This window comes from Heliomicrobium sulfidophilum, from assembly GCF_057715735.1.
This window is the reverse complement of record NZ_JBVTZZ010000004.1, coordinates 834,203-860,387: the sequence shown is the minus strand read 5'-3', so window position 1 is coordinate 860,387 and position 26,185 is coordinate 834,203. Positions and strand designations below refer to the sequence as shown.

Below are 26,185 nucleotides of genomic sequence, written 5' to 3'. Positions count from 1 at the left end.
ACCGATTATATCTCGGATTTCCGAGATTATCAAGCGTTAATATCGTTATTCCGAGATTTTTTTTACTATTATCCGAGAATGGGGTGTTTCTATGAAAACAATTGGTTCGAGGTTGAAAGAAGCGAGGAAGCGCAAGGGTTTGACGCAGATTGACATTCAAAAAGCGACCGGCATATCGAGCGGCAATTTAAGCGACATCGAAAACAACAAGTCTATGCCGTCCGCTGCCGCACTAATCTCGTTAAGCCGAGAATTGGAGGTTTCGATCGATTGGATATTAACAGGGGAGGAAAGGTTTGCGATTGAACCGGCTTCGCCAGAACGAAAGGTGAGTGGTTACTCCGACATTGATCTTTCACCGCAGGATATTGAGTTCTTTGCGAAGGTTAAACAGCTGACGAAGGAAAACAGGATCAAAGTCGAAGGGATCGTCGAAGGTTTGCTCATTAGCCAGGACAGCAACCCGCAAGGCAGGACGGGAGCGTCGTCCAGATCGACGAATGGTTACGAACGCGAAGAGGCCGCCGCAAAAAGTAAGTTGGCTTAATTTTTTGGCCTTCTTGATAGATTTTTATATCATTTGCGGTTCCGCAATCGGCGGCACGCGGCGCTGCCGAAAAATACCCAATAATCCAGTAACGGCGCGGGTTTTCGCGGAAGTTCCGCAATCATTGCGAGTTCCGCAATCAAGTTCCGCAATCAGGAGGCCGTTTCGGGCTGAAAATTGGCCGTTGCCGCGCGGTCGTAAACGCCGATAACGCCGTAGTAACGCGGGTTCTAACGATTTTGCTAACATCCGCGCGTCGATGCGTTACTCGTCCGGCAAAAGTGCAAAAAAGAGGACGATCCGACGGAATTTCGTCTCACTCCGTCAGGTCGTCCTCGATCCATACTGGACACACTCACACACTCACATTCCCTTTATTTTATTGGGTTTTTGTAACGTCTCGTAACGTCGAATAACGTCCAGGAACGGGGTTTTGTTTTTCTCAATTTCAGTGATACCCGACAAGAGGGATGATGAATTGCGGCTCCAGCGGCACGATGCCCAGGCTGAGCAGCAGGCCCAATGTGATCGTCTCTGCCAGGACAAGGGCGCCCAGGATGTAGAGTCGGGCTGTCGGGCGGGGCAGGGCGGAGGCGCGCTTTGCGGCGTTTTGGACGGCCACGACGATCATGACGGCTAGAATGGCCATGATGCCTGGCAGGGAGCGCAGATCAAAGATGAATTGGAGCACGTAACCGATGGCAAAGAGTTGGATGAAGGCCCGGATCGTGCCGAGCAGCATGTCCTTTTCCAGGCCGAGTTGTTCCCGGTAGGAGACGGCCAGGGCAATGGCGACAAAGCTTAAGCTGAGCATCAGCGCAACAAGGCTCATTCTTGCACTCCTTTTCCATCGGCGTTTCCGCCGTTCATGATGTGCGCCTTTTCTTTAGTGCCTTTATCATCGTTTCCGTTGGAGACCTCCAGAAAATCACGCACCGCTTCAACCGCCTGGTCCGAGAAAAAGGCGTCCTTCGGCAGGTCGGCGACGAGACGGCCTTTGGCGAGCAGAAGGATTCGCTGGCTCACCCGGCGGGCCTGTTCCGGGTCGTGGGTGACCCAGACCACCCCTTTGCGTGCCTGGGCGGCCAGCCGGACAACCATCTCCTCGATCTCGCGGGTCGTATGGATGTCCAGAGCAGAGGTGGGTTCGTCCAACAGCAGCACATCCGGGTCGAGGGCGAGGGAACGGGCGAGGGCGAGACGCTGCTGCTGGCCGCCAGAGAGGGTGTCGACGGGTCGACAGAGCAGGTCCGCTTCCAGGTGCACGGCAGTCATCAACGGAATAGGGTCGCAGGGTAGGTTCCAGAGGCGCGCGCCGTAAGTCAGATTCTCCTCCGTCGTTCCAGGAAAAAAGGCCGGTTGCTGAGCGATGAAGGCGATGCGCCTCCGCAGTTCGGTCACTGGCCAGCTTTCCAGCGGCTGTTCTTGAAACCGGATCTGGCCGCCGTCGATGGGGAACAAACGGTTGAGCGTCCGGAGGAGGGTGCTTTTGCCCGAACCGGAGGGGCCTAACAGGGTCAAGATTTCTCCTGATGCCAAAGAACCGCTGACACCGTCTAAGAGACGTCGTTCCCGTTGCCCTTCCTCCGTCGTTACGCTAGTGATGGAGGAAGCGCGTAAGGAGACCTCTGACCAGGACAAGAGCGGACGTGCTTGCTTCGATGTTGCGATGACAGCCACCCCCCTACGCCAATAGCGAAGGCGCCGGGGACACCGGCGCCTCAAAGTTTCTTATCATGCAGTTACATAATTAATAAGAGCGTTGGCTTTGGAAGCATTCGCGGCAATAAACGGGGCGCGAACCGGAGGGACGGAAGGGAACGGTGGTGGTGACGCCGCAGGAGGAGCAGACAACTTCATGCATCTCCCGCTGTTGCTGCATCGGGGCTTGACCCGATTCGGCCATGCGGCGCTTGCGAGCGGCCCGGCAGTCGGGGCAACGGCTGGGATCGTTTTGGAAGCCCTTTTCCGCGTAAAACTCTTGTTCCCGCGCGGAGAACAGGAATTCCACGCCACATTCCTTGCAGGTCAGCGTACGATCTTCAAACACAAGAAATCCCGTCCTTTCTTCGGACAAATGATATTCCCTGGTCCGGGTCGTGGCCTAGATCCCCAAAAACCAATACCAACCGTTCCCCGGACAGCGCCGAAACAAGGACGGGTTGACGTTTTGCGGTAGGCGGACACTTCGAACCGATGGTTGGTTATATTATACGCAAGCCAGAAAAAAAAGGCAATTTTTTTGTTTTGATTTCCAATCCTTTGGACATGGACGCAAAATGGCCCTATAATCGAAGTGGATCAGGTTTAAATGATGGATGCATAGCAACAGGTATCGACCGGTAGAAGTCCCCAACTCGTTTCCTACGAATACGTAACTGCCTTTACCACATTACATTTATGATGAGGATTTATGACACAGATGAATTGGGCGCAAGAACTGTTGCATTGGTATGACAAAAACAATCGCGATCTTCCCTGGCGACGGACGAAGGACCCTTACGCGATCTGGGTTTCTGAGGTGATGCTGCAACAGACGCGGGTAGAGACGGTGATCCCGTACTACGACGCCTTTTTGGCGAGGTTTCCCAACCCGGCGGCGCTGGCCATGGCGCCCGAAGAGATGGTGTTGAAAGCCTGGGAAGGTCTCGGCTACTACTCGCGGGCGCGCAACCTGCAATCCGCCGCTCGTCAGGTCGTAGAGCGTGACGGCGGGGCGATCGCGGCTGACCCGAAACAGTTTCGTTCCCTTCCCGGCGTGGGACCTTATATCTGCGGCGCCGTTATGTCCATCGCCTTCGCCCTCCCGATACCGGCGGTGGACGGCAATGTTTGCCGCGTCTTTTCCCGTTTCTTCGGCTGGAGCGACCCGGTGGGCAGCCCGGCTCTGCTCCGGCAGGCGCAACAGGCGTCCCAGGCACAGTTGGACCGCCTGCCGCGCGAGCGGGTGGCCGACTGGACACAGGCATTGATGGAACTGGGCGCTCTCGTCTGCCTGCCCCGTTCCGCTCGTTGCGAAGGCTGTCCCCTGGCGGCTCACTGCGTCGCCTTGCAGGACGGAACTGTTGAGGCGTTGCCGGTACGCAAAGCACGCAAGGAAACCCCTGTGCTCCATTGGAAGGCCCTGTTGATCACCGATGGTCAGGGAAGACTGTTGTTGAACCAGCGCTCCCAAGAAGGGCTCCTGGCGGGGATGTGGGAACTGCCCTCTTTGGAAGGAATGCCCTCGTGGGAGGCGGGTCGACTGGAAATCGACCGCAGCGAGCCGAGCCAGTTCCGCCATGTCTTTTCCCACCTGACCTGGGTGGTCGATGTTTACCCTGCCCGCTGGAGCGGCGGCGATGGCTTGATGATGGCAGGAGTCGTGGCGGAAAAGGTGAATTCAGAAAAGAAGCAAGCAAAATCAATACCGGAAGAAAAAGAGGCGCAAGAGGCGATGGCGGAAGCTGTGTTCTCGCAAGATGGGCTATGCCTACGGGGTCGGGCCGATAACGTAGGATTCGGGCGTCCTTGGATATGGAGCACTTCCGAGGACCGCTCCCGGTTGCCCATGAACAAGTTGACCCTGAAGATCCTTAAACATTACGGGATGATGTGAGCAGTTTTATATCTAGTTGGCACGTGAACGATGGTCGATTGCGGTGCCATCACCTTCCCGGCGCGACGCCGGTCCGAAAGGGAGGACGACATGGCCAAACGGATGAAGCTGATCTATAACCCGGAAGCTGGCGTCGGTGCTTTTCGCCGTCATCTGGACCGGGCAATCGCCATTTTTCAGCAAGGGGGCTGGCAGGTGCTGGCCCACCGGACGCAAGAGACGCTAGGCGATACGGCCGATGCAGCCGAGGCTGCGCTGGCCGAGGGCTGTTCCACCGTCGTAGCGGTTGGCGGCGACGGGACCCTCCACCAGGTGATCAACGGTCTGATGCGTCTTTCCGATCAGGGAACTGCCCCGCCGAGTCTCGGCATCATTCCGGCGGGCACGGCCAATGACCTGGCGTCCTTTTTGCGTTTGCCCCGCGATGTGGAGACCTGTTGCCGGATCATCGTCGAAGGCAAGACTCGCGTGATCGACGTAGGCCAGTTGGGAACGCGTTTTTTTCTCAATGTCGCCAGCGGCGGTTTGATGACCGATATATCCCACAAGGTAGCCCAGCCGCTCAAGCACAACATGGGCAAGCTGGCCTATTACTTGAAGGCTTTGGAACAACTGCCCGAGTTCCGTCCCTTTCACCTGACTGTCGAGACGCCGGGCGATGATTTCACCTATTCCGGTGAGACGCTCCTCTTTCTTGTCATGAATGGCGCTGGCGCAGGCAGCTTCACCACCTTGGCGCCGTCGGCCAGGCTGGATGATGGTCTGCTGGACCTGCTCATCTTCCGCGCCTGCAGCATCAGCGAATTTGTGGGGCTCTTCGTCCGGGTCCTGCAAGGAGAGCACATCCGCTCGCCGTTGGTGACCTATCACCAGGCGGCAGCCTTTCGCATCAGCGGTTCATCCGACCTTGAAACGGACCTGGATGGGGAAGTGGGGCCGTCCCTGCCATGGGAGGTGTCAGTCTGTCCAGGGAGGCTCACCGTGTTTTCTCCAGACAGTACCCGTACGACTCACGATTGCCGTCACTCTTCCACCTGATAACAGGCCCGCAACCCCAAAAAGAAAAAGGTTAGGCCGTAGATGGTGAGGGCGGCTAAGCTCTCCCATGGCAGTTGTCCGGTCAGCGCGATTGAGCGCAGACCTTGGGTGGTGTGGGTGAGGGGTAGCAGGTGCAAGAAGGCCGACAGGAGCGGCGGGATGTTCTGCAGTGAGAAGAAGGTCCCGCAGAGGAAGGACATGGGGCTGATCACGAAGGCGTTGAACTTGTTGATGTCTGAGTGGGACTGGATCGTCAAGGCCGCCCAGAAGCCGAAGCCGGCGAAGACGAAACAGTTGAGAAAGAGCAGCAGCAGGAAGCGCCCGTCCAGGTGGAGGCTGACGCCGAAGATGAGAGAGAGGGTCAGCATCACAAAGCCCGAAAAAAGCCCCCGGCAAGCGCCGGCCAGGATGCGTCCGATGGTGATGGCCGCCATGGGGATCGGGGCGGTCAGGTATTCTTCAAAGGTCTTGTCATAGAGGCGCGAGATGTTGAGTGGCGTGGCGACGGCGTTGAAGGAGGAGGTCATCGTCGTCAAGGCCACGATGCCTGGAATAACGAACTCCAGATAGGAAGCGCCTTCAAAGCGAAGCCCCCGTCCCAGGCCGAAGCCGAAGGCGAAGAGGTAGAGGAGCGGCGTCACCATCGTCGAGGCCGTGTTGCGCCAGAAGCGCCGGGTGAAGACCCGGTACTCCTGCCAGAGGATGGTGCTGATGCCCGCCAGCAGAGGCGAATGCCGCGGTTGTGAATGCGGTTGCGGTACATGCTGCAACGGTGGATTCAATCCTGTCCCAACCTTTCTCCGGACGTCAATTGAATGAACACATCCTCCAGATTCGTCTGGCGCAGAGACACCGAATCGACTTTGTCCTGGATTTCGCTGATAAAACCTGTGGCCGCTTCGCGGGTCGGGAAAAAATGGCTGTCTCGTTTGCCGCCGTTATCGACCTCGACGACGAAGGCGCCGATGCGCGATTTCAGTTCCGCCGGCGTGCCCAGTTCGACCAGTTTGCCGCGGTTCAAGAGCCCCACGCGGTTGCAGAGGGCGTCGGCTTCCTCTAAATAGTGGGTCGTCAACAGGATCGTCTGGCCGCCTGTATTCAGCTTGCGGACCAGATCCCACATGCGGCGTCGGCTGATCGGATCGAGGCCGATCGTCGGCTCGTCGAGGAGCAGGATCGATGGCCGGTGCATGAGGGCGCGGGCGATGAGGATGCGCCGTTTCATGCCGCCCGAGAGGCGTCGCACCGGCTCGTCGGCTCGGTCGGCCATTTCGACGAAGGTCAGCAGTTCTTCCATGCGCTCCTTGCGCGCACGGGCGGTCAATCCGAAGAGGCGTCCATGCATCTCTAAGTTTTCCCTAGCCGTCAGTTCGCCGTCCAGGTTGATGTGCTGAGGCACGAGGCCGATCATGGACTTCATGGCCATGGAATCGCGGGTCATGTCCCGGCTGTCGATGATGATCCGGCCAGATGTCGGTTTGGCCAGCGTCATCAGCATGCGGATCGTCGTCGTCTTTCCCGCGCCGTTGGGTCCCAGCAGGCCAAAAAACTCGCCCGTCTCAATGACGAGGGAGAGGTTGTCCACGACGGTGCGCTTTTCAAAGGCTTTTGTCAGTGATTCGAGAATGATCATGGCGAAGCTCCCTTGTTTGAAAAGATTATCAGTTGTCATGCGATAAGTAAAACGGAATAAGGGAAAACGAGATAAAGGAAAATCGGATGACGGGATAAGGAGCGTTGAGATAACCCATTGCGGGATCAGGTAGTATAGCGGACTATTCGTAATAATTATCCATATCATTAAAAAATCCTGCGTTACGTTGGTTCTTTTTCTCACGCTTTTGCCGCTCTTTTCTAGGGCGGATTTTTTTTGGCGTGAATCGACAAATTGGGTATTGCGTTGAGAATGAAATTCAATTAATATGAAGTCGCAGATAAAAAAGAAATTCATTCTCATTTGGGATTAGTGGGGACTTAGCCTTATTGCTCAGACCCACAAGGAGGGAGACACCATGGCGGCGACCTGTCACGGCGCACCGATTAAACTTGATATTGGCAAAGGGGAAAAGAAGCTGGTTCTCGCCGGCAACCCCAATGTAGGCAAATCAGTCTTTTTCAATCACTTGACCGGGATGTATGTCGATGTGTCCAACTACCCCGGCACCACTCTCGACATTTCTCACGGCCGTTACAAGGACTGGGTGGTCATGGACACCCCCGGTATCTACGGTCTCTCTTCTTTTAACGATGAGGAGCGCATCGCCCGTGACGTGATCCTCCAGGCTGACATGGTCCTGAACATTGTCAACGCCTTGCACCTGGAGCGGGACCTCTTCCTCTCCTTGCAAATCATCGACACCGGCGTTCCTGTTGTCATCGCCGTCAACATGGTCGACGAGGCGAAGCGGCGGGGGATTCACATCGATTTTGAAGGCCTCTCGCAGGAGCTGGGCGTTCCTGTCGTCCCGTCGGTGGCTATCGAAGGACAAGGGCTTAAGGAAGTGGAAAAGACCCTCGCCGACGCCCGACCGGGCCGCACCAGCGCGTCCCTCGCCAGAGAGATAGACGCAGTGGCCGCCGTGACGGTCAATCGGGGCGAGGCGCTGTTGGCCCTGGAAGGAGACGAAGGCATCCGGCAGACCTACCATATTACGACATCCTCCCGCAGGGAAGAGATCTACCTGGAGCGGCGCCAGCGCGTCAACGAAGTCTGCCAGGCCGTCGTCACTGAGACGACCCAGGGGGCGAACTTCTCCGTCAAGCTCGGCTACTGGATGGTCCGCCCCATCACCGGGATCCCCATCCTCGCGGCAGTTCTCTACTTCATGTACCAACTGATCGGCGTCTGGGTCGCCGGCGACATCGTTGGACTGACCGAAGAAGGCATCTTCCTCGCCTACTATGAGCCCTTTGTGCGCGATCTGCTGTCACCGATGATTGACCCCGAATCGGCCGTCGGAATGATCCTCTTCGGCGAGTTCGGCCTCGTGACGATGACCGTCACCTATGTCTTCGGCCTGCTGCTGCCGCTTGTCGTGGCCTTCTATCTTTCTTTGTCCACCCTGGAAGATTCGGGGTACCTGCCCCGGGTGGCCGCACTGACCGACCGCGTGCTCACCTACCTGGGCTTGAACGGCCGGGCCGTCATCCCTCTGATCCTCGGCTTCGGCTGTGTCACCCTGGCCACCATCACCACCCGGCTGCTCGCCTCAGAGCGGGAAAAACGCATCGCCATCTTCTTGCTCGGCCTGGCCATCCCCTGTTCGGCCCAGTTGGGTGTCATCACCGGCATTCTGGCTGCCATCGAACCGGCCTTCGTCTTCATGTATGTGCTGATCATCCTCTCTATCCTCATCGGCGTAGGGATGATCATGGACCGGGTCATCCCCGGCCGCTCCTCTGACCTGCTGATCGAACTGCCGCCCATCCGCTTGCCTCGCGTGGTCAACGTGCTGAAAAAGACGGGCATCAAGTCCTACGCCTTCGTCAAAGAGGCGCTCCCGCTTTTCGCCCTGGGCTCGCTGATTATCAGTGTCCTCCAGGTGACGGGCGCCCTGGAAGCGCTCCAGGACGCTTTAGCGCCGCTCACCGTTGGCTGGCTCGGCTTGCCGAAGGAGACGGCCACCGTCTTCATCATGGGCCTCGTCCGCCGCGACTTCGGCGCTGCCGGCCTGGCTGACATGACCCTCGCACCCCACCAGGCCGTTGTGGCCCTGGCCGTCATCACCCTCTTTGTCCCTTGCATCGCCACCGTGCTGATCCTCTTCAAGGAGCGTTCCAAGAAGGAAGCCCTCGTCATGTGGCTCTCCACCTGGGTCATCGCCTTCCTGGTCGGCGGGATCGTGGCTCAACTGTACGCCCGTCTGGAAGAGGTCTACCTGACTGTCGCCGCTTTCGCCGGTTTGATGGGCTTACTGGTGGGCGCTGTGCTCCTCTTCGCGCCGAAAAAGCGGGACGACTGCGCCAGCGCCGACGCCTGTTGCCAGACCGATTAAACCTCGACTTAATCCCGATTGACCCGGATGCTCAAGATGCGTTCCGGCAAAAGGGGGCGCATCGGCTATACTTGGCTTCTTAAGGGAGGGCGCTGCCGTGGGATGGTTTTCCTCGAAACAAAAGACAGCCAGCGCTTGCGCTTCCGGACCGTATGTGGATGCCTGCCCTGGCTGCGGTCTCGATGTGCGGGCATGGCAGCAAGGTCAGGGAGACGGAAAGCACCTGCCAAGTGATCGATGCCCTCGCTGCAACACCCTGCTCCGGCCCGCCATGGGTTGCGGCGGTTGCGGCAATTGCGGGAGCTGTTCGAAATAAGGAAACGTGCAAAAAGGCGATAACGAAAGAAAAAGCGTAAACAGATGAAAGGGTAAACGAAAAAAGGGAGGAATTGTGATGACGCTCGATTGCGGTTTGAAAGGGCAGACGGTCTGCATTATGGCTATTCGCCACCCCCTCGTGCGTGCTCAGGCGATCCGCTTCGGCATCTCCGAGGGCGAGACGGTGACCGTACAAGAGGTTATCCCCGCTGGTCCGGTGATCGTGCGAAAGCGGCATCAGGAGTTGGCCATCGGCCGCCGGATGGCCGAGGACATTAATATTTGCGTTGTGGCCTAACCCTTACCGTCTGAAGGGACGGCGTGAAGGGCATTAACGAAGTGAATCGCCAAGTGAATGAAGATAAGAACTGCAAAGAAATGAAAAAAGGGCTTGCCCGCTCTGTTCGGGTCAAGCCTTTTTTGCACTTTGTCTTTCAAAAAAGTTGGAACATTACTGCCCCGGCTGGTCGGTCACCTGGACGGCTAATTTTTTCAAACGCCATAAGGTATCAAGGGTGATGCGGTAGGGACCGTCGGCGCCGGACAGGTTTTTTGAGAGGTAGATGATCAGGCCATCTTGGTCGAAGCGTAGGTATTTTGTTCCCGCGCCCCGCGGGACACCGATATCGATCAGGAGCGTCGTCGCCTGGGAGGGGGTGACGGTGGCGCTGGCTATCGTGATATGGATGACACCGCCTCGGTCCAGGATATACTGTCGCGCGTCCGGTTCGATGGAAAAAAGATCGCTGCATTCTTCCGCAAATTGCATCGCGATAGACCTCCTGGCAATAGAAGTAATTACATAAAGATTGTACCAGGATGAGAAATTGTCTTCAAGCATAAAAACGTCCATCCCAAGAGATTGCATAATCACATCGACAAGCGCCGCTTCGGTTTGTATAATGAGATTATTACAGGAAAGGCCGAAGTTTTTTACAGACTTCGAGAAAGGGGACAGTTCAAGGAATGGGAATGGGAATGGTATGGTTGATTCTTCTGGTCATCAGCGCAGCCATTGGTTATTATATCTACAGGGCGAACCTTTCCGAACGGTTGCTGAACTCTCCTGGGCCGGGAGGAACCTATATCCCTCCGACGGTTCCTCCGGGGCATATCATGGCGGGGCCGCAGGGAGCGGCTTGTGAGCTTGCCGGCGGTTTCAACAGCCCTGACGTTTCGAAGGACCCTTTGGCTGGTGTCATTCTGAAGAACCTGCTCCACAACGGTCTGATCAATCAATCCCAGTTTGATCAGTGGCGGGAATTGCCTGTCGGTGAACTGCAAAGTCAACTGGTGGGCAGCAACATCATGAATCCTGATCAGGTATCGCAATTCACCAACCGTCAGCAGGAACTCCTGCGCAGCGGCGCCATGGGATTCGGCGGTGGACAATCATAACTTGTCTTTGATTCTATATCGCTGGTCGGCGGGCACGCCGGAGGCGCCAAAAACCGGGGAGACCCGGTTTTTTTCATTTCGCCGTGATGGGGGACCATAAGAGACGATGTTGACGGAAAGCAAAAAGGTGTACCTCAAGCTGTTGATTTCCACGGGCCGTTACGGCGCGGCAGCGAAGGCGATTGCGCCGGAGGAGGGGCCCGAAGAGGGCAAGCTCGCCTTGGCTCTGGCTGTTCTCAATGGAGATTATATCGCTTTTTATGAGGCGGCCGACCTGTGGGATGAGGAATACGGAAATCCTGCGCAGCAAAAGCGGATGGCGAATGCAGGCCGGGATGATGAGACGAAAACGATAGATACAGCCTGGCTGTTGTTGCGCTGTCACGGTGAACTGGGATACCGGGGCTTGCACCCCCGCTCTCTGCCTATCTTCGTGACAGCCGCTCGCCACCTTCCGGAAAACCCCTTCGCCCTCTGGGCGGCCGCTGTCGGCTGCGCCGACCGCAACCGGACCGACACTGAGGCGCTCGACCTCTATGAGCGGGCGTTGGCGGTCACCGGTGAGATGCTGGCTCAGTACGACCCAGGCGACCTCCTGAGCGGCGATCCCCTTTTCACTCACTTTCCCCGTTTGTCGAGGGAACTGCGCCGGGTGCTCGGCGCCGACCTGTGGGAAGCCGGGCGATTCCCCCCCGAATGGGAATTGCGGCGGCTCTGGGACGACCGTCTCGTCACGGCGCGCTTGCGCAAGAGCGAACCAGACGAAGGGGATGTGGCCTGGCTGCGGCGCTACCTTCGCCATCGCGGAGATCATGATGAAGAGATGGGAATCCGCATCCAGCGTTTCCTGGCCCGCTGGGTGTTAGCCAAAAAAAAACCAGACGAATCTCACCTGGCCCTGTTGGAGGAGGCTATCCGTTACCTCAGCCTGCGCGAGAAGCTAGAGGCGGAACAAAAGCTCGGCCAGTTCTATTTTGAGCAGAGACAGTGGGGGAAGGCGGTCTTCTGGCTCCAGCGCTCCGCCTTGAGGAAAAAAAGGGATCTGCCCCTTCAGATCCAGTTGGCGCGATCCTTGACCGCTTGGCAGCACGAACAAACGACATCGTCGGGATACCGCAGGGTGCGCTTCGACGCCAGAAAAGCCTGGCTGAAGGTGTTGGAAATGGAACCCTCCAACGGGATGGCTCTGTTGGCGTTGGGGGAGATGGCCGAGGAAGAAGGCGCCCTTAGCGAGGCGAAGGAATTTTATGTGAATGTTCTCGCCGGCAGTGAAAAAACGCCGCAAAAGGTAAAAACTAAGGAAAAAGCACAGGAAGAGCCGACGCGCAACCCGGTCGCTGGTCTCGCGTCGGCCAAGCTCGGTCGGTTGCTCTTTCGGGGCGGTCAACTTGCTGAGGCTGAACAACTGCTGGCCGAGGCGGCTTCCCGGATCGTCCCCGACAGTGATGAGAACCGCACCCACTTGGCGCGTGCCCTCTTCTACCTCGGCGAGGTCTACCGGCGCCGGGAAAACCTTTTCCAGGCAGAAACGATTCAGCGACAGGCGCTCACCTGGGATCCCCTCGCCGGCGATCACCTGCGCGGTGACTGGGAGCGGTTGCTCAAACTGGGGGAGGGGGGCTTTGCTGAGGTCTGGAAAGTTCGCCACCGGGTGACCGGTCAACTGGGCGCCTTGAAGATGCTGAAGGCCAACCTGCTCGGTAGAGAGAAGGCTCGCAAGCGCTTCAAAAACGAGGCCATCCTGACGATGAGCCTGGGCGGTGTCCATAATTTGATCCAAGGTTTTCCTGATAGCGTCGATTTCACCCGATTCAGCTTTGTCGTCGAACTGCTCGACAGTTCCCTCAAAAATCGCCTCTACCGTTATGATCAGGAGGGTAAGATCGTCGAACGGCGTCCCCTCTCTGAGCGGGAGGCGTTCCGGCTCATTGGGGCTGTCGGCGCGGCGCTCGCCTATGTGCATGGACTCGGTCCTGAATACATCCACCGCGATATCAAGCCGGACAATATTCTCATCACCGAAGACCTCGGGAAGATCCGCCTGGCCGACCTGGGCACGCTGCGCATCTCCAGGGAGTTGTACAATGAAGAGGAGCCGTTGCGCGAAAGGCCTTTCCGGGAAAAACCGGTCTTATCAGACAAACTCCCCCGCAACCCCGGCTTTACGCCCATCGAGACTTTGGGAAACCTGGGAACACCCCCCTACACGGCGCCGGAGGTGATTCGCTGTCAGACCGGTTGGGGCGACGGGCGCCATGACCAACGAGCTGATCTGTTTTCTTTCGGCGCCACCCTCTTCGAGGCGGTCACCGGCTACCCGCCTTTTACCACTGGCGATGACAGCGAAGAGAACATCCAGGCGCTCATGGACAGGGTGATCACGACGACCTTTCAGCGGCCCGAGGAACTGGCTTTGTCCCTCGATGCGGCAGGCGATCTGTCGCGCTTGCGCGAACTCCATCAGAGCGGCCGGGCGGCCGTCACACCGCGGGGTTTGAACCCATTGCTCTCCGAAAAGCTGGAGTCCCTCATCCTCCGCTGCCTGGAAAAGGATCCGGACCGGCGCTACCCCACTGTTCAGCAGTTGCTGGAGGATGCGGGGCTTCCCCCCGAATAAGAGAACCAGGGAAGTAAGAGGAAGACGGGGCGCTTTTGGAGACAATGGTAGTGTGAAGGAGTAGTTATTCAATTCATGAAAATGCTTTTTCAACGATTTTCGTGATAGCATTGAGGAAAACCAATCCGCTAGGAGGGACTCTTTTCCATGCCCCATGAATGGCAGGTGATGACGGCCATCGCGATTTTCTTGCTTTCCTACGGCCTGATCATCTCTGAAAAAATCCACCGTATGACGGTGGCCCTGCTCGGCGCCGTCGTCATGCTGCTCCTCGGCATCCTCTCCCAGGAGGAGGCGGTCCATGCTGTCGACTTTAACACCCTGGGCCTGTTGATCGGCATGATGATCATCGTCGGCATTTTACGGCGTACAGGTGTCTTTGAGTACTTTGCCGTCAAAGCCGCCAAAGCGGCGAAAGGTAGCCCTACCGGTATCCTGATCCTGCTATCCATCGTCACGGCGGTGGCCTCGGCCCTCCTGGACAATGTGACGACGGTGCTCTTGATCGTTCCAGTCACCCTTTCGATTACAGATACCCTCGATGTGGACCCTGTGCCCTTTCTCATCTCTGAGGTTCTGGCGGCCAACATCGGCGGCACGGCGACGTTGATCGGCGACCCGCCGAACATCATGATCGGCGGCGCTGTCGGGCTTAGTTTCAACGACTTCGTTTTCAATCTAGCGCCGATCGTTGTACCGATCATGGCCGTCACCTTGCTGCTCCTCAAGTGGATCTACCGCCGGGAACTGCAAGCGGACGATGCCAGCAAAGCCCGGATCATGGCCCTCGACGAGTCGCAGGCGATCAAAGACCGAGCCCTGCTGCGCAAGGCGGCCTTTGTGCTCGCTCTGACCATCCTCGGCTTCATGCTTCACGGTCTGCTTCATCTTGAATCCGCCACCATCGCCCTGGCTGGCGCCGCCTTCCTGCTCCTGTTCACGCGAGAGGAGCCAGAAGATATCCTGCTGGCCGTCGAGTGGCCGACTCTCTTTTTCTTCATCGGTCTGTTCGTCATCGTCGGCGCTCTCGAACATGTGGGCGTCATCCGCTGGATCGCCGAGGCGGGGTTGCGCCTGACCGGCGGCGCTGTGGGACCGACGACCATCCTGATCCTCTGGCTCTCGGCCATCGCTTCGGCTTTTGTCGACAACATCCCCTTCGTGGCTACGATGATACCGCTGATCAAAGCCATGGGGGAGATGGGCGGCATGGATACGATGCCCCTTTGGTGGAGCCTCGCCCTCGGCGCTTGTCTAGGCGGCAACGGCACCATCATCGGGGCTTCGGCCAATGTCATCGTCGCCGGCATGGCCGAGAAAAACGGCGTCGCCATCTCTTTCCTCCGCTTTATGAAGGTGGCCTTTCCGCTGATGCTCGTCAGCATCGTCATATCCCATATCTACCTTTGGTTGCGCTACCTCAACTAGGCTTTCAATGTCAGTGGTTTTTGCTAAAAAATGGGACACAAGTCCCGGCAAAAACCGGGTCCTGGGTCCGATGCTTTTCCGCTTAAATGCGATTATGATGAAGGTGCCTTCTTTCAATACCCATCTGCGTAGCCCGACTTGTGTCGGGTCTTTTTTTTGTGTTTTTGGATTTGCCGCCTCGCCATGTTGCCTAGTTTTTATTTGGACGTTTTTTGAGTTCACTGGGCGGGACTGACGGGGATCGTAAAGAAGAAGGAGGCGCCTCCGCCTTGCCGGTTTTCCACGCCGATCTGGCCGCCATGGCTTTCCACGATCGCCTTGACGATGGCCAGACCCAATCCTGTGCCGGGCGTTTTGCGGCTCCGCGATTTTTCTCCCCGGTAAAAGCGCTCCCAGACACGGCTGAAATCTTCTTCGGCTAATCCTGGACCGGTATCGTCTACGGAAAAACGCACCGCATGGGCCTGTGCCGCCAGACCTAATGTAACCTCTCCGCCAGCTGGCGTATGGCGCAGCGCGTTGTCGACAAGGTTGACCAAAGCCTGGGTGAGCCGGTCGGGGTCGGCATCGATGACAGGGAGCGCGAGTTCGCTATGGCAAACCGGGCACGTCAACCGTACTTGTCGTTCTTCCGCCGCTCCGGCGAGCTTGCGAGCCACGCGGCTGATCAAAGCCTCTGGAGCAATTGCTTCTCGCTGCAAAGCGAAGTATCCTGATTCCAATTGGGCCAACTGTAGCATATCCTGGACAAGCCGCTGCATCCGGTCTGTTTCCTCCAGGATAATCTCGGCCATCTGACGGCGATCGTCGGGCGTCTTGGCCATATCATCCCGGAGCGCTTCGGCGTAGCCCTGGATCAGAAACAGGGGAGTGCGCAGGTCATGGGAGACATTGGCCGCCAAGTCACGCATGCTCTGCATCCCTCGAGCCAACTGGTCATTTTTATCTTCCAACTGGCGTAGGCTGATCGCCAGTTCGCTCGACAAGGAGTTCAATGTTTCCCCCAGTCGGCCGAGTTCATCGTCGCCTTCCACCGGCGCCCGCTCGTTGAATTGGCCGCGGCGCATCTGCTCCGCCGCCGCATGGAGCGTCGTTAAGGGCCGGGCGACTTTTTTAGAAAGCAGGTAGGCGACAAGGGTAGAAAACAGCAGGGTCAAGGCGCCGGCGCCGAACAACCAGAGGCGAACGTCCTGAATGGTCTCGTTGATCGGCTGCAAGGGCCGAAAAGCGAAGATGACCTTGTCCACATCGTTCCCTGCTCGGTGGGGAACGGCTACGGAAAGGGCGGAAATTTTGCTGGCGACGCTGGACGAGGTTCCGGTAGTGCCCTCTGCCGGGGAATCTTTAGCGCCTTCACCATCGGCGCCGGCAGAGGTTCCAGAAGCAGCGAAGGGCCCTTGGCGAACGATGATTTCGCCGCGTTGCAAGCGTTCTTTGTCCGGGTGTGTCAACTCTATTTTTGGAAAGTCAAGGGAGAGGTTCTTCGGTTGATTTTGCGCTTCCGGTTGAACAATAGCGCTTTGGCCCCACATGGGACCGCGCATCGGTCCCATTCCGGCGCCCATCTTGGGACCGCGTCCGGTTCCGGAATCTGCATTGTCAGAGGGGTTTGCGTCCGTTCCCGTTGAGGGAGGGCAGTATTCCTCTGATGAATTGCTCCAAAACCGCCAAGCGCCCCAGCGGAAGCGAGGGCCGCCTCGGGGAGATGGGGTCGTCGAAGGGGTCGAAGGAGAGGCCGACAACCACGGTGGGCCCCCATAGGGGCTGAGCACATCGGTCACGTTTCCCTCTCGATCACATTGGACGATAAGGGCCTCCGAATCAGCGGCGATGGCGATAGCCAGCCGTCTCGCTAAGGCTGGATCCTCTTCCATCGCGATTAGAGTGACTTGGCTGACCAGTTCATCCGTTTCCCTTTGGATGTAATAATTGGCGAAGAAAGTGGAGAAGAGCCACGCCGCCAGCAGCAGAAGGACCAGCGAAAATCCGGCCAGGGTGAGCCAAAACTTGCCGACGATGCTTCGGGTGATCTTCATGGATCGACCTCGAATTTATAGCCAGCGCCGCGAACAGTGCCAATGTAGCCGGCGGCGGCGGGGGAGAGGCGGGACAGTTTTTCCCTCAACCGGCGCACATGAGTGTCCACTGTCCGGCTGTCGCCGGCAAAATCATAGCCCCAGACCCGCTCTAAAAGCAGATCGCGGCTTAACACCCTGCCCGCATTTTGGGCGAGGTAGAGCAGCAGGTCATACTCCAGCGGCGAAAGGGAGAGCGTTTCTCCTTTGATCACCGCTTTGCGCCCTTCCGGATAGAGGCGGAGATCTGGGAAGTGGAGACTCTTCTCCGTCGATGGCGTTGTCTCCGCCTTCGACGGGGCGGCCGGCGCGCGTCGGCGAAGCAACGCTTTGACGCGGAGGACGATCTCGCGGGGGCTGAAGGGCTTGATCACATAGTCGTCAGCGCCCAACTCAAAGCCCAGGACGCGGTCCGCTTCTTCACCCCGGGCGGTCAGGATCAGGATCGGCAGTTCCGATATCTCTCGGATCTTGCGGCAGGTGGTCCAACCGTCTAGGCCGGGCATCATCAGATCCAGGATGACCAGATCGACGACCTGACGCCGCAGGATGTCCAATGCAGGACGACCTTCTTCCGCCTCGAGGACGATAAACTCCTCCTGTTCCAGAAAGAGGCGCAGCATGCGCCGGATCTTCTCCTCGTCTTCTACGATTAACACCGTTGTGTCCGCCTTCAGGGGGAACACCTCCTCTTGCCTTTATTCTACAAATTTTCCCGCTTCCATGCGATGGCCTTGATGCGATCTTCCTCTGGTATTATAATTTTTACGAAAAAATACAATAAGGGGTGTCAGAATTGAGCAGACGAAGCCTTCATAGCATGGTTCTCCCATTGCTTTTTGTCGCGGCCCTGCTCGGATTTATACCGCCGGGCACCGCCGGCCTTCCCGGCGCCTGGGCCAATGATTCGCCTTATCCAGGCGTCTTCAACTGGCCTGTGCCGCGCATCGCTAAATCAGCCGGACCGGCCATTGTCTCCATCACCAATGTAAGCGAAAGCATCTTTGAAAAGATGGTGGAGCAGTCATCCGGCTCAGGCGTGATCATCGATGCTGAAAAAGGATACATCGTCACCAACAACCATGTTGTGGAAGGAGCCCGTTCCCTCCAAGTTGAACTGGCCGATGGACGGGCCGTCAAAGGCAGCATCGTCGGGCGCGACGCCCGTTCCGATCTGGCTGTCGTCAAAATCGATGCAGACAACCTGACCGCCGTTGCAATGGGGAATTCAGATACCCTGGAGGTGGGGGAACTGGTGGTGGCCATCGGCAACCCATTGGGCAAAGAGTTCGCCCGCACCGTCACCCACGGGATCGTGAGCGCCTTGGACCGGACCCTGGATGTGGACGACGTCCATTTGAAGGTGATCCAGACGGACGCCGCCATCAATCCTGGCAACTCCGGCGGCGGCCTTTTCAACACCCGAGGCGAACTGATCGGCATCAACAGCGCAAAAATCTCCATCGAAGGTGTCGAAGGGATGGGCTTTGCCATCCCAGTGAATGTGGCGAAGCCGATCGTACAGCAGTTGATCGAGCAAGGCCATGTGACGCGCCCCTGGCTCGGTGTGGAGGGCGTCTTCATCACCGAAAGGGCCGCCCAGTATTACCAAGTGCCACAGGGCTTCTACATACGGAGGGTCTCGCCGGGAAGTCCCGCTGCCGCCGCCGGTCTCCGGCAGGGCGATATCATCGAGTCCATCGATGGCACTCGCTTTGGGAGCGCTCGCGAGTTCTCCAACCTGATCGCCGACCATGCTGTCGGCGATGGGATCAGCCTGGGCGTTCACCGCTATGGCGAGGCATTGACACTGGAGACAACGCTGGCCCAACTGCCTCAGTGACACGGCCAGGACAGACCGAACTGCATGATGGAAAAAGCGATAGGAAGCAAAAAGCGGAAGGGTGACCTTCCGCTTTTTCCGTGGATTTAATTGGACGGTTGTGTTGCCGCCGGTCCCGAACCGAAGTTGCCAGGTCCGAAGCCGCTGCCGAGGCATCCGCCGGCGCCGGGGCCGAATCCGCCCCGTCTTCCCATCCCGGGGCCGCCGCTGCCAAGGCCATTTTTCATACGGTATTCAGACATCTGGTCCATGCGGTCCTTCATCTGCTGGCCTTGTTCCGGCGTCAGTTGACCGAACTCGACATACTTGTCGATCATCTGCTTGCGGACTTCCAGCATCTGCTGGTGCAATTTGCTGACCTCCTGCTGTTGCGCCTCAGTCAGCGCCGCATAGGCTGTCGGCAGGGCCACCGTCAGCGCCAGCATGATCGCTACGGCGATGATCCATTTTCGTTTCATCACTGTCGCACCTCCTCGCAATCTAAGACAGATACCCTCCGGACCGCTGTGCGATCCTTTGCTTTGATCCTAGTATACCCCTTTAAAATGACGAAGCGGTAACGACCTTGTGACAGTTTTGTTACAGTTGTCGTAACGAGGGCTGGTCTCGTGGGCGGGCGCCGTTGCCGATAGAGGGGCTGGAAAATGTAGGTGTTTTGTGGCAGGAATGATCATAGTCCGTCTAAATTGTATTTGTTCTCACAAACACTTAAAATAGAGATGAGCCCCTATGTGAATCGAGGTGGAGACAGATGATTGGCAAGCTCGTAGTGACACTGCTTTCCGGGGCGGCGGCCTATTCCTATGCAGAGAAAAAATACAATGAATTGACGGAACGCAAGATCGTGGAAGGCTTACAGATGCTCAAGCCTGTCGTCACTGCCTTGTGCGAGAATGAACGCAAGCGCGTCGGCGTGCAGTGTTCATCGGCCCGATAAAAAAATAATCAATCCGAACAAAGGACCGGCTTTTTCAGGTAGCCGGTCTTTCTTTGTTTTTCTCGTTATCCTTTCTGAAATTCCATCCTTCGGCAATTTTCCCAAGGTTGTTCCTCAGGGTTGCGCGCCCATGGTATACTGATGAAAAAGGAAGGTTTTGGAGGAGGAAGCGCCATGCGTCTCGTTGATGTGGATTTGAAAGCCCGCATTCCCGAGCGGGAGTATGAGGAACGGTTGCGGAAACTGCAGTTGGACCTTTTGAAATACCAGTTTCGCATGATCGAGGAAAAAGTCCCCGTCCTCCTCGTTTTCGAAGGCTGGGATGCCTCGGGCAAGGGAGGCGTCATCCGGCGCATCACCGAGCAGATGGACCCCCGGACCTATCATGTCCACCCCATCGGCGCCCCGAGCCCGGAAGAGATGCGTCATCACTACCTGCGCCGCTTCTGGCTTCGCCTGCCCAAAGCTGGCGAGATGGGGATCTTTGACCGCAGTTGGTACGGCAGGGTGATGGTGGAGCGGGTGGAGAAGCTCTGCCCGAAAGAGGCCTGGAAGCGCGCCTACGCCGAGATCAATGAGTTTGAAAAGATGCTCGTCAGCGACGGCACGCTGTTGATCAAGGTTTTCCTGCACATCTCCCCGGAGGAGCAGCTTCGCCGTTTTCGCGACCGTGAGTCGAACCCCTACAAACGATGGAAGATCACGAAAGAGGACTGGCGCAACCGCGACAAGTGGGAGGAATACAAGGAAGCCATTGAAGAGATGCTGGAAAAGACCCATACGGCCCTCGCCCCCTGGCACATCATCTCCGGCGAGCAGAAGAAGTGGGCCCGCATCTGCACTATGGAAGTCATCCTCGAACATTACAAGCGGGTCTTCCGCCAGGGTAAGGAGTGCATAGCGACGGGATGTCATTCATAGCCATGACGCAAGATAAGAGAAAGGCCGTCACCATCTACACTGACGGCGCCTGTTCAGGCAACCCGGGACCGGGCGGGTATGGCGCGGTGCTGATCTACGGGGAGCACCGCAAAGAACTCTCCGAGGGGTTTCGAGACACCACCAACAACCGCATGGAGATGCTGGCGGCCATCAAGGCGCTGGAGGCATTGAAGGAGCCCTGCCAGGTCGTCTTGCACAGCGACTCCCGTTATCTTGTCGATTCTGTCACCAAGGGCTGGGCGAAGCGATGGAAGGCTAACGGCTGGATGCGCAATAAAAAGGAACCAGCCTTGAATGTCGATCTCTGGGAGCGATTGCTCCATCTGCTCGACCGGCATCAAGTCGAATTTCGCTGGGTGAAGGGACATGCTGGTCACCCGGAGAACGAGCGCTGTGACAAGCTGGCCACGGCGGCCGCTGCCCGGCCCAACCTCCCGCCGGATGAGCGCCCCTGATAAGGGGCTGCCTTTCCTGGGCAAACTGGCAGTAAAGTGAGACCCAGGAGTGTGAGCCCATGCGAATCAAGCTGTTGTGGATCGCCGGAGGAATCGGATATTTCTTGCTGCTCTACGGCGCGATGAATCTTTTCCTGTGGTGGATGCTCGCGGACATATGAAAAGTCAGTTGCTGGCAAAATCAACGCCATCGCCGAGAAGTCAACGGTTACGAAGCAAACATTAAATTTATGTTGAAAAAAATCGCCCCGGCGGGTGATTTTTTTGCGTCGAAGCGAGCCTGAGCGGCAGAGTTCCCCTATCGAAAAAGGCGGCATACACTGGAAACCAGGGACCGAAAGGGGGAATCTTCCTTGGTGAAATTGGTCATCGATCCGGGTCATGGCGGGTTTGATCCGGGGGCGTTAGGGCCGACAGGCTTGCGGGAGGCCGATGTTAATCTCGCTGTGGCGAAAGGCGTCGCCAGCCTGCTGGCGCCGTCGATCGAAGTCATCCTGACGAGAGAGGGTGATACTTCTCCGGGCACAGACGTCAACAGCGATCTGCAGGCACGGGCGACCTTCGCCAATAACGCCGGCGCTGATTACTTTGTCAGCATCCACAGCAACGCCGCCGACAGTCCGGCGGCTAACGGTGCAGAGGTCTATTGTTACAAGTTCGGCGGTCAAGGGGAGCGACTGGCGAGATCGATCGCCAGCTTTCTGGTTCCTGCCTCGGGGTTGCGTGATCGCGGGGTCAAGGAAGCCAACTTCTATGTTCTTCGCCGGACCGCCATGCCGGCTGTCCTGATCGAACTGGCCTTTATCACCAATGCAGCCGAAGAAGCGCTGCTGCGTTCACCGGATTTTCAAGCGAAAGCGGCAGAAGCCATCGCCCGGGGGATCGGTGCGTTCCTCAGCATTGACGCTCCTGTGGAAAAACCCGGTTCCGGTTCGCCTAAGCCGGCGTCGGGTCCTTTTGCCGACGTTCCCTCAGACCGTCCGACAGCAGCGGCCATCGCCAAAGCCTTGCAGCGCGGCCTCATTCGCGGCGACGGCGACAGCCGTTTCCGCCCTGCTGACCCGCTGACGCGAGAAGAGGCGGTTGTGTTGATCGATCGCGCTATCGACTTTGTCTTCGCCAAAGTGAAAGCAGCAGGAGTGGACATCAAAGAATAGCGCCCTTTTACCCTAGCGCGGCGGGTTGGGGATGATTCCTGTTAAAACGAGGATGTAGAGGAGCATGGTCAGATAAAAGGCGCCTGCCGCGCCCATCTTCCAGGGGGTTTGGGAACGGAAGCCGGGGATCATCGTCATGAAGCTGCTCTTTTCCGGCTCGCTTTGCGGCCGGGCTTTTTTTTGGTTTGCCATGGGTGATCTCCTTCCTGCCGGACAACGAAAAAAGGGCTGTCCGCTTCGCTGTTTACCAAGAGAATACCATACTGCGCCCAGGCGGGATAGGGTGGACGTCGCGTCTTCTTGAATAGAATGTTAAAAGAAAGTGACAGACAATGAGAATTCAGCCGCTTGGCGGCGGGGGAGTGGGGCCGTTGGGTGTGACAAGAAAAATCAAATCGGGGAACCTGCTGCCGGACCGGATGGATGATATCCGCCTGCCGCTGGAAAATGCCCGCCGTTTGAAGCTGAACCGGCTCAACGTCCCCCTCCGGGTTGATGTGCCGGATCCCCGGGCGGCCGCGATGACGCTGCACGGTCAGGCCTTTGATCAGGCCGCCAAGGCCATGGAGGAGATCCGCCGGGCCGGCTTGGCGGCCTTTCTCGAACCCTTTCCCTGGGTGCAGGCCGGCGGCCTGGCCGAGACAGCCTGGAATCCCGGCGATGTGGATGCCTGGTTCGAGGAATGGGGCAAGATCTGCTTCCAAGCCGCCTACTTTGCCCACCAGGAAGGGATCGACACGCTCGTCATCTCTGACGGCATCAGCCACCTGGAGCCCTACCCCGAGCGATGGATCGCGCTGATCGACGATATCCGCAAGATTTACCGGGGGCAGATCACCTACCGGACCCAGTGGTGGTATACCTCTTGGGCCAATCCCGTCTCTTTCCTCGAATACCGGCGCAAGCTGCAAAACCCGCTCTTCGGCAAGCTGGACTTTATCTCCATATCGGCCTACTTTGAACTGACGAACCGGGAGGGGCCGCCGGAGAAGGAACTGGTCGACGCCTGGCGCTATTCGACCCGCTACCTGCGCCGGCAGCCCATCCTGGAACAGGTGAAAGAGATGCATCGACAGTGGCAAAAACCGATCTTTTTTGGGGAAGTGGGCTATGTGGATCGGGCCGGCACGAACTGCATGCCCTGGAGCGCCATCCCATCCGAAAAGGAGAACCTGCAAGAGCAGCGGGATTGCTTCGCCGCCTTCTTTCGCGTCTTTTGGCATCAGCCCTGGTTCATGGGCGCCTCTGTCTTCCAGATTCACATGCCCGAGTCACGTTATTACCCGATGGGCAGGCCGGCGGAAGCCGTCATCGCCGCCGCGCCGACAGAAGTTTCCGGTAGCGCCTGGACAGCCGCCTTGCGGGATATGTTGAACCGGTTATGACTTTTGGGGAGTAGGGAACGAGGGGAGAAAATGCGTTACAAGACACTGGTGCTGTTCGTTGCGCTGATGGCGTTGCCTTTGGCTGTGACGGCGCTCGGCTTTGATCTTAAAGGCGCCGTCGACTGGATGCGCGCCCAAGGCCCCTGGGCCTTTTTCTTCACCATTCCAGCCCATATTCTTCTCAGCATCTCGCCGATGAGCTCCGACCCGGTGGCCCTCACCAATGGCTTCATCTACGGGACGGCCCTTGGCGCTGTGGCCAACTGGCTCGGCTCCATGGGGGGCGCTGTGACCGGCTACTGGCTGATTCGCCGGAGCGCTGAAGAGGTCTCCCTGCCGGAGCACTTCGCCAAGCTGCCCCGCTGGCTGCGCGACTTTCCCGTCGCCTCACCGGTGTTTCTCATCGGTGTCCGCTTGATTCCCTTCATCGGTGGGGATATCGTAAAATATCTGGCGCCGCTCTACCATGTGCCTTTTCGTCGCTATCTCTGGACCCAGGCGGTGGCGATCGCCCCTTGGGCTGTTTTTCTGGCCGCCGTCGGCGCCGGCGTCTCCCTTTTGATCGGGCAATAGCGACAAAGGTTTGCGCAACGCCCCGGAGGGATGATACCATAATAAGGACTTACTACCTATCATACATCAGCCGGGAGTGGGGAACCGTGAAAATCGCTATCGCTCAACTCAACCCCGTCGTGGGAGACATTGAAGTCAACCTGGCCAAAGCCGTCGACGCCTGGACCCGGGCGGCCCGGGAAGGGGCTTCCCTGATCGTTTTTTCGGAACTGTATCTGACGGGCTACCCGCCGAAGGACCTGCTGGAAAAGCCCTGGTTCATCGACCGGATCGAGGCGGCCCTGGACGAACTGGTCCGGCGTTCCGCTGACTTCAAGAATACGGCCATCCTCATCGGCGCGCCCCTCCGCGGGGACAACCCTGCCGGCAAGGGCTTGGCCAATGCCGCCGTGCTTATCGGTGGAGGGGAGGTGTTGCACCGGCAGGCGAAATCGCTTCTGCCGACCTATGATGTCTTTGATGAGGCGCGCTATTTTGATCCGGCTACCGTCGCCAAGCCTGTCGCCTTCGGCGGCGAGGTGCTGGGCATCTCCGTCTGCGAGGATGCCTGGAACGACTCCGACTTTTGGCCCCAGCGCCGGCGATATGACCGGGACCCTATCGAAGAATTGGCCCGGCAGGGCGCTACGGTGCTGATCAATATCTCGGCCTCTCCTTTTGAGATGGGCAAGGAAGAGACGCGCTACCGGCTGCTCCGCAACCATGCTGTCCGGTATGGAACTCCGTTCATCTATGTGAATCAGGTGGGCGCCAATGATGAACTGATTTTCGACGGCGGCAGCATCGCCCTGGATGTTCAAGGGGCGCCGCTGGCGCTCAGCCCCGCCTTCCAGGAGGATTTCACCATCGTCGACGTGAAAAAGAGCGCGCAGGAAACAGCGGGGGCGCCGGCGGCCTTCGCTCCCCGGGACCGGGTGGCGTCGGTCCATGACGCCCTCGTCCTGGGCATTGGCGATTACCTGCGCAAGTGCGGTTTCACGAAGGCCGTCGTCGGCCTCTCCGGCGGCATCGATTCAGCCGTCACCTGCTGCCTCGCCGCGGAGGCGCTGGGGGCGGAGAACGTGCTCGGCATCTCCATGCCGTCGCCCTACTCCTCCATCGGCAGCGTCGAGGACTCACGGCTGTTGGCCGCCAACCTGGGCGTGCCCTTCAAGGTGATCCCTATCGCCGATATCTATCACGCCTATATCTTCACCATGGAGGAGCATTTCGAGGGACGGAAGGCTGATGTCACCGAGGAAAACCTGCAAGCCCGCATCCGCGGCAACACGCTCATGGCCTTCTCGAATAAGTTCGGCCACCTGCTCCTCTCGACAGGCAACAAGAGCGAGTTGGCCACCGGCTACTGCACCCTCTACGGCGATATGAGCGGCGGCTTGAGTGTCCTCTCCGACGTGCCCAAGACGCTCGTCTATGAACTGGCCGAGTACATCAACCGGGAGCGAGCGGTTATCCCTCGGGAGATCATCGAGAAAGCCCCATCGGCGGAATTGCGTCCCGGCCAGAAGGACCAGGACACATTGCCGCCTTATCCGACGCTCGACGCGATTTTGCAGTTCTACATTGAAGAGGGGTTAGCCGGCGAAGAAATCGTGGCGCGCGGCTTTGACGCTGAAACGGTCGACTGGGTGATCAAGACGGTCAACCGCAGCGAGTACAAGCGCCGCCAGGCGGCGCCGGGACTGAAGGTGACCACCAAGGCCTTCGGCGTGGGCCGCCGGATGCCGGTGGCGGCGAGATATTAAGACAAAGCCCCGTTGTCTGAAATGGCAACGGGGTTTAAATCGCGCAGATGAGGGTGACCGAGGAGGATAATAGAATAGGAATCGACCTGGTAGTTGAAAGGACATGAGTACATAGCAAATCATCAACCGGCAAG

At 58.0% G+C, this 26,185-nt stretch carries 27 protein-coding genes; 17 read left to right on the top strand and 10 right to left on the bottom strand.

Annotated elements, in window-relative coordinates; translation table 11 throughout:
* Positions 1 to 91 precede the first annotated feature (91 nt).
* Positions 92 to 547 (top strand): helix-turn-helix domain-containing protein, encoded by a 456-nt coding sequence (locus AC0CW1_RS05785; RefSeq protein WP_488182090.1) that lies wholly within the window; start codon positions 92 to 94, stop codon positions 545 to 547.
* Between the two features lie 448 nt (positions 548 to 995).
* Here the strand turns inward: AC0CW1_RS05785 and AC0CW1_RS05780 are convergent, their stop codons facing one another.
* From AC0CW1_RS05780 to AC0CW1_RS05770, 3 genes are all read right to left on the bottom strand, one after another.
* On the bottom strand, positions 996 to 1,379 hold the full coding sequence (locus AC0CW1_RS05780; protein WP_488182089.1) for an ABC transporter permease: 384 nt from the start codon (positions 1,377 to 1,379) through the stop codon (positions 996 to 998).
* Complete coding sequence (locus AC0CW1_RS05775; RefSeq protein WP_488182088.1) at positions 1,376 to 2,227, bottom strand: ABC transporter ATP-binding protein; 852 nt, start codon at positions 2,225 to 2,227, stop codon at positions 1,376 to 1,378. Before AC0CW1_RS05775 ends, AC0CW1_RS05780 begins: the two co-directional genes overlap by 4 nt.
* A gap of 70 nt (positions 2,228 to 2,297) precedes the next feature.
* Positions 2,298 to 2,597, bottom strand: coding sequence for a zinc-ribbon domain containing protein (locus tag AC0CW1_RS05770; RefSeq protein ID WP_488182087.1), 300 nt, complete (start codon positions 2,595 to 2,597; stop codon positions 2,298 to 2,300).
* A gap of 363 nt (positions 2,598 to 2,960) precedes the next feature.
* On the opposite strand from AC0CW1_RS05770, the gene mutY reads away from it, so the two are divergent.
* Both mutY and AC0CW1_RS05760 read left to right on the top strand, forming a co-directional pair.
* The gene (gene mutY, locus AC0CW1_RS05765; RefSeq protein WP_488182086.1) at positions 2,961 to 4,145 is read left to right on the top strand and encodes an A/G-specific adenine glycosylase; all 1,185 of its coding nucleotides are present in this window, start codon (positions 2,961 to 2,963) and stop codon (positions 4,143 to 4,145) included.
* 90 nt (positions 4,146 to 4,235) lie between these two features.
* Positions 4,236 to 5,183: a diacylglycerol/lipid kinase family protein gene (locus AC0CW1_RS05760; RefSeq protein WP_488182085.1), complete on the top strand. Its 948-nt coding sequence runs from the start codon at positions 4,236 to 4,238 to the stop codon at positions 5,181 to 5,183.
* On the opposite strand, the gene AC0CW1_RS05755 is transcribed toward AC0CW1_RS05760, so the two are convergent.
* Together AC0CW1_RS05755 and AC0CW1_RS05750 are read right to left on the bottom strand one after the other, a co-directional pair.
* On the bottom strand, positions 5,168 to 5,965 hold the full coding sequence (locus tag AC0CW1_RS05755) for an ABC transporter permease (RefSeq protein ID WP_488182084.1): 798 nt from the start codon (positions 5,963 to 5,965) through the stop codon (positions 5,168 to 5,170). The genes AC0CW1_RS05760 and AC0CW1_RS05755 overlap by 16 nt on opposite strands.
* Positions 5,962 to 6,816, bottom strand: a complete 855-nt coding sequence (locus tag AC0CW1_RS05750) for an ABC transporter ATP-binding protein (RefSeq protein WP_488182083.1) — start codon at positions 6,814 to 6,816, stop codon at positions 5,962 to 5,964. Before AC0CW1_RS05750 ends, AC0CW1_RS05755 begins: the two co-directional genes overlap by 4 nt.
* A gap of 379 nt (positions 6,817 to 7,195) precedes the next feature.
* Here AC0CW1_RS05750 and feoB point away from each other — a divergent pair, with 379 nt between their 5' ends.
* From feoB to AC0CW1_RS05735, 3 genes are all read left to right on the top strand, one after another.
* Entirely contained in the window at positions 7,196 to 9,178 is a 1,983-nt protein-coding gene (feoB, locus tag AC0CW1_RS05745; RefSeq protein WP_488182082.1) for a ferrous iron transport protein B, read from the top strand.
* Positions 9,179 to 9,275: 97 nt separating this feature from the next.
* On the top strand, positions 9,276 to 9,494 hold the full coding sequence (locus tag AC0CW1_RS05740; protein WP_488182081.1) for a hypothetical protein: 219 nt from the start codon (positions 9,276 to 9,278) through the stop codon (positions 9,492 to 9,494).
* Positions 9,495 to 9,572: 78 nt separating this feature from the next.
* Positions 9,573 to 9,794, top strand: coding sequence for a FeoA family protein (locus AC0CW1_RS05735; protein WP_488182080.1), 222 nt, complete (start codon positions 9,573 to 9,575; stop codon positions 9,792 to 9,794).
* Positions 9,795 to 9,947: 153 nt separating this feature from the next.
* On the opposite strand, the gene AC0CW1_RS05730 is transcribed toward AC0CW1_RS05735, so the two are convergent.
* Entirely contained in the window at positions 9,948 to 10,265 is a 318-nt protein-coding gene (locus AC0CW1_RS05730; RefSeq protein ID WP_488182079.1) for a CC/Se motif family (seleno)protein, read from the bottom strand.
* A 209-nt stretch (positions 10,266 to 10,474) separates the two neighbouring features.
* Between AC0CW1_RS05730 and AC0CW1_RS05725 the strand changes: the two genes are divergently transcribed.
* The 3 genes from AC0CW1_RS05725 (at position 10,475) to AC0CW1_RS05715 (ending at position 14,939) form a co-directional block, all read left to right on the top strand.
* Positions 10,475 to 10,894, top strand: coding sequence for a hypothetical protein (locus tag AC0CW1_RS05725; protein ID WP_488182078.1), 420 nt, complete (start codon positions 10,475 to 10,477; stop codon positions 10,892 to 10,894).
* A 106-nt stretch (positions 10,895 to 11,000) separates the two neighbouring features.
* Complete coding sequence (locus AC0CW1_RS05720; protein WP_488182077.1) at positions 11,001 to 13,511, top strand: protein kinase domain-containing protein; 2,511 nt, start codon at positions 11,001 to 11,003, stop codon at positions 13,509 to 13,511.
* A 147-nt stretch (positions 13,512 to 13,658) separates the two neighbouring features.
* Entirely contained in the window at positions 13,659 to 14,939 is a 1,281-nt protein-coding gene (locus tag AC0CW1_RS05715; protein WP_488182076.1) for an ArsB/NhaD family transporter, read from the top strand.
* A 218-nt stretch (positions 14,940 to 15,157) separates the two neighbouring features.
* On the opposite strand, the gene AC0CW1_RS05710 is transcribed toward AC0CW1_RS05715, so the two are convergent.
* Positions 15,158 to 16,975 (bottom strand): sensor histidine kinase, encoded by a 1,818-nt coding sequence (locus AC0CW1_RS05710; RefSeq protein ID WP_488182075.1) that lies wholly within the window; start codon positions 16,973 to 16,975, stop codon positions 15,158 to 15,160.
* Entirely contained in the window at positions 16,972 to 17,637 is a 666-nt protein-coding gene (locus tag AC0CW1_RS05705) for a response regulator transcription factor (RefSeq protein WP_488182133.1), read from the bottom strand. The genes AC0CW1_RS05710 and AC0CW1_RS05705 overlap by 4 nt, the downstream gene beginning before the upstream one ends.
* 173 nt (positions 17,638 to 17,810) lie before the next feature.
* Here AC0CW1_RS05705 and AC0CW1_RS05700 point away from each other — a divergent pair, with 173 nt between their 5' ends.
* Positions 17,811 to 18,857, top strand: coding sequence for a S1C family serine protease (locus AC0CW1_RS05700; RefSeq protein WP_488182074.1), 1,047 nt, complete (start codon positions 17,811 to 17,813; stop codon positions 18,855 to 18,857).
* 86 nt (positions 18,858 to 18,943) lie between these two features.
* Here AC0CW1_RS05700 and AC0CW1_RS05695 read toward each other — a convergent pair whose 3' ends face one another.
* The gene (locus AC0CW1_RS05695; RefSeq protein WP_488182073.1) at positions 18,944 to 19,315 is read right to left on the bottom strand and encodes a YckD family protein; all 372 of its coding nucleotides are present in this window, start codon (positions 19,313 to 19,315) and stop codon (positions 18,944 to 18,946) included.
* Between the two features lie 293 nt (positions 19,316 to 19,608).
* On the opposite strand from AC0CW1_RS05695, the gene AC0CW1_RS05690 reads away from it, so the two are divergent.
* The 4 genes from AC0CW1_RS05690 to AC0CW1_RS05675 all read left to right on the top strand — a co-directional run bounded on the left by AC0CW1_RS05690 (position 19,609) and on the right by AC0CW1_RS05675 (position 22,348).
* A complete protein-coding gene (locus AC0CW1_RS05690; protein ID WP_488182072.1) occupies positions 19,609 to 19,794 on the top strand; it encodes a hypothetical protein in 186 nt (61 codons plus the stop codon).
* 174 nt (positions 19,795 to 19,968) lie between these two features.
* Positions 19,969 to 20,715 carry a polyphosphate kinase 2 family protein gene (locus tag AC0CW1_RS05685; protein ID WP_488182071.1) on the top strand — a complete coding sequence of 249 codons (747 nt, stop codon included), beginning with the start codon at positions 19,969 to 19,971 and terminating at the stop codon, positions 20,713 to 20,715.
* Between the two features lie 2 nt (positions 20,716 to 20,717).
* Positions 20,718 to 21,191 carry a ribonuclease HI gene (gene rnhA, locus AC0CW1_RS05680; RefSeq protein WP_488182070.1) on the top strand — a complete coding sequence of 158 codons (474 nt, stop codon included), beginning with the start codon at positions 20,718 to 20,720 and terminating at the stop codon, positions 21,189 to 21,191.
* 356 nt (positions 21,192 to 21,547) lie between these two features.
* Positions 21,548 to 22,348 carry an N-acetylmuramoyl-L-alanine amidase gene (locus AC0CW1_RS05675; RefSeq protein ID WP_488182132.1) on the top strand — a complete coding sequence of 267 codons (801 nt, stop codon included), beginning with the start codon at positions 21,548 to 21,550 and terminating at the stop codon, positions 22,346 to 22,348.
* Between the two features lie 12 nt (positions 22,349 to 22,360).
* Here the strand turns inward: AC0CW1_RS05675 and AC0CW1_RS05670 are convergent, their stop codons facing one another.
* A complete protein-coding gene (locus tag AC0CW1_RS05670; RefSeq protein ID WP_488182069.1) occupies positions 22,361 to 22,540 on the bottom strand; it encodes a hypothetical protein in 180 nt (59 codons plus the stop codon).
* 185 nt (positions 22,541 to 22,725) lie between these two features.
* On the opposite strand from AC0CW1_RS05670, the gene AC0CW1_RS05665 reads away from it, so the two are divergent.
* The 3 genes from AC0CW1_RS05665 to AC0CW1_RS05655 all read left to right on the top strand — a co-directional run bounded on the left by AC0CW1_RS05665 (position 22,726) and on the right by AC0CW1_RS05655 (position 26,051).
* Complete coding sequence (locus AC0CW1_RS05665) at positions 22,726 to 23,733, top strand: glycoside hydrolase family 113 (protein ID WP_488182131.1); 1,008 nt, start codon at positions 22,726 to 22,728, stop codon at positions 23,731 to 23,733.
* 30 nt (positions 23,734 to 23,763) lie between these two features.
* On the top strand, positions 23,764 to 24,306 hold the full coding sequence (locus tag AC0CW1_RS05660) for a TVP38/TMEM64 family protein (RefSeq protein WP_488182068.1): 543 nt from the start codon (positions 23,764 to 23,766) through the stop codon (positions 24,304 to 24,306).
* 86 nt (positions 24,307 to 24,392) lie between these two features.
* Positions 24,393 to 26,051 (top strand): NAD+ synthase, encoded by a 1,659-nt coding sequence (locus AC0CW1_RS05655; protein ID WP_488182067.1) that lies wholly within the window; start codon positions 24,393 to 24,395, stop codon positions 26,049 to 26,051.
* Positions 26,052 to 26,185: the final 134 nt, after the last annotated feature.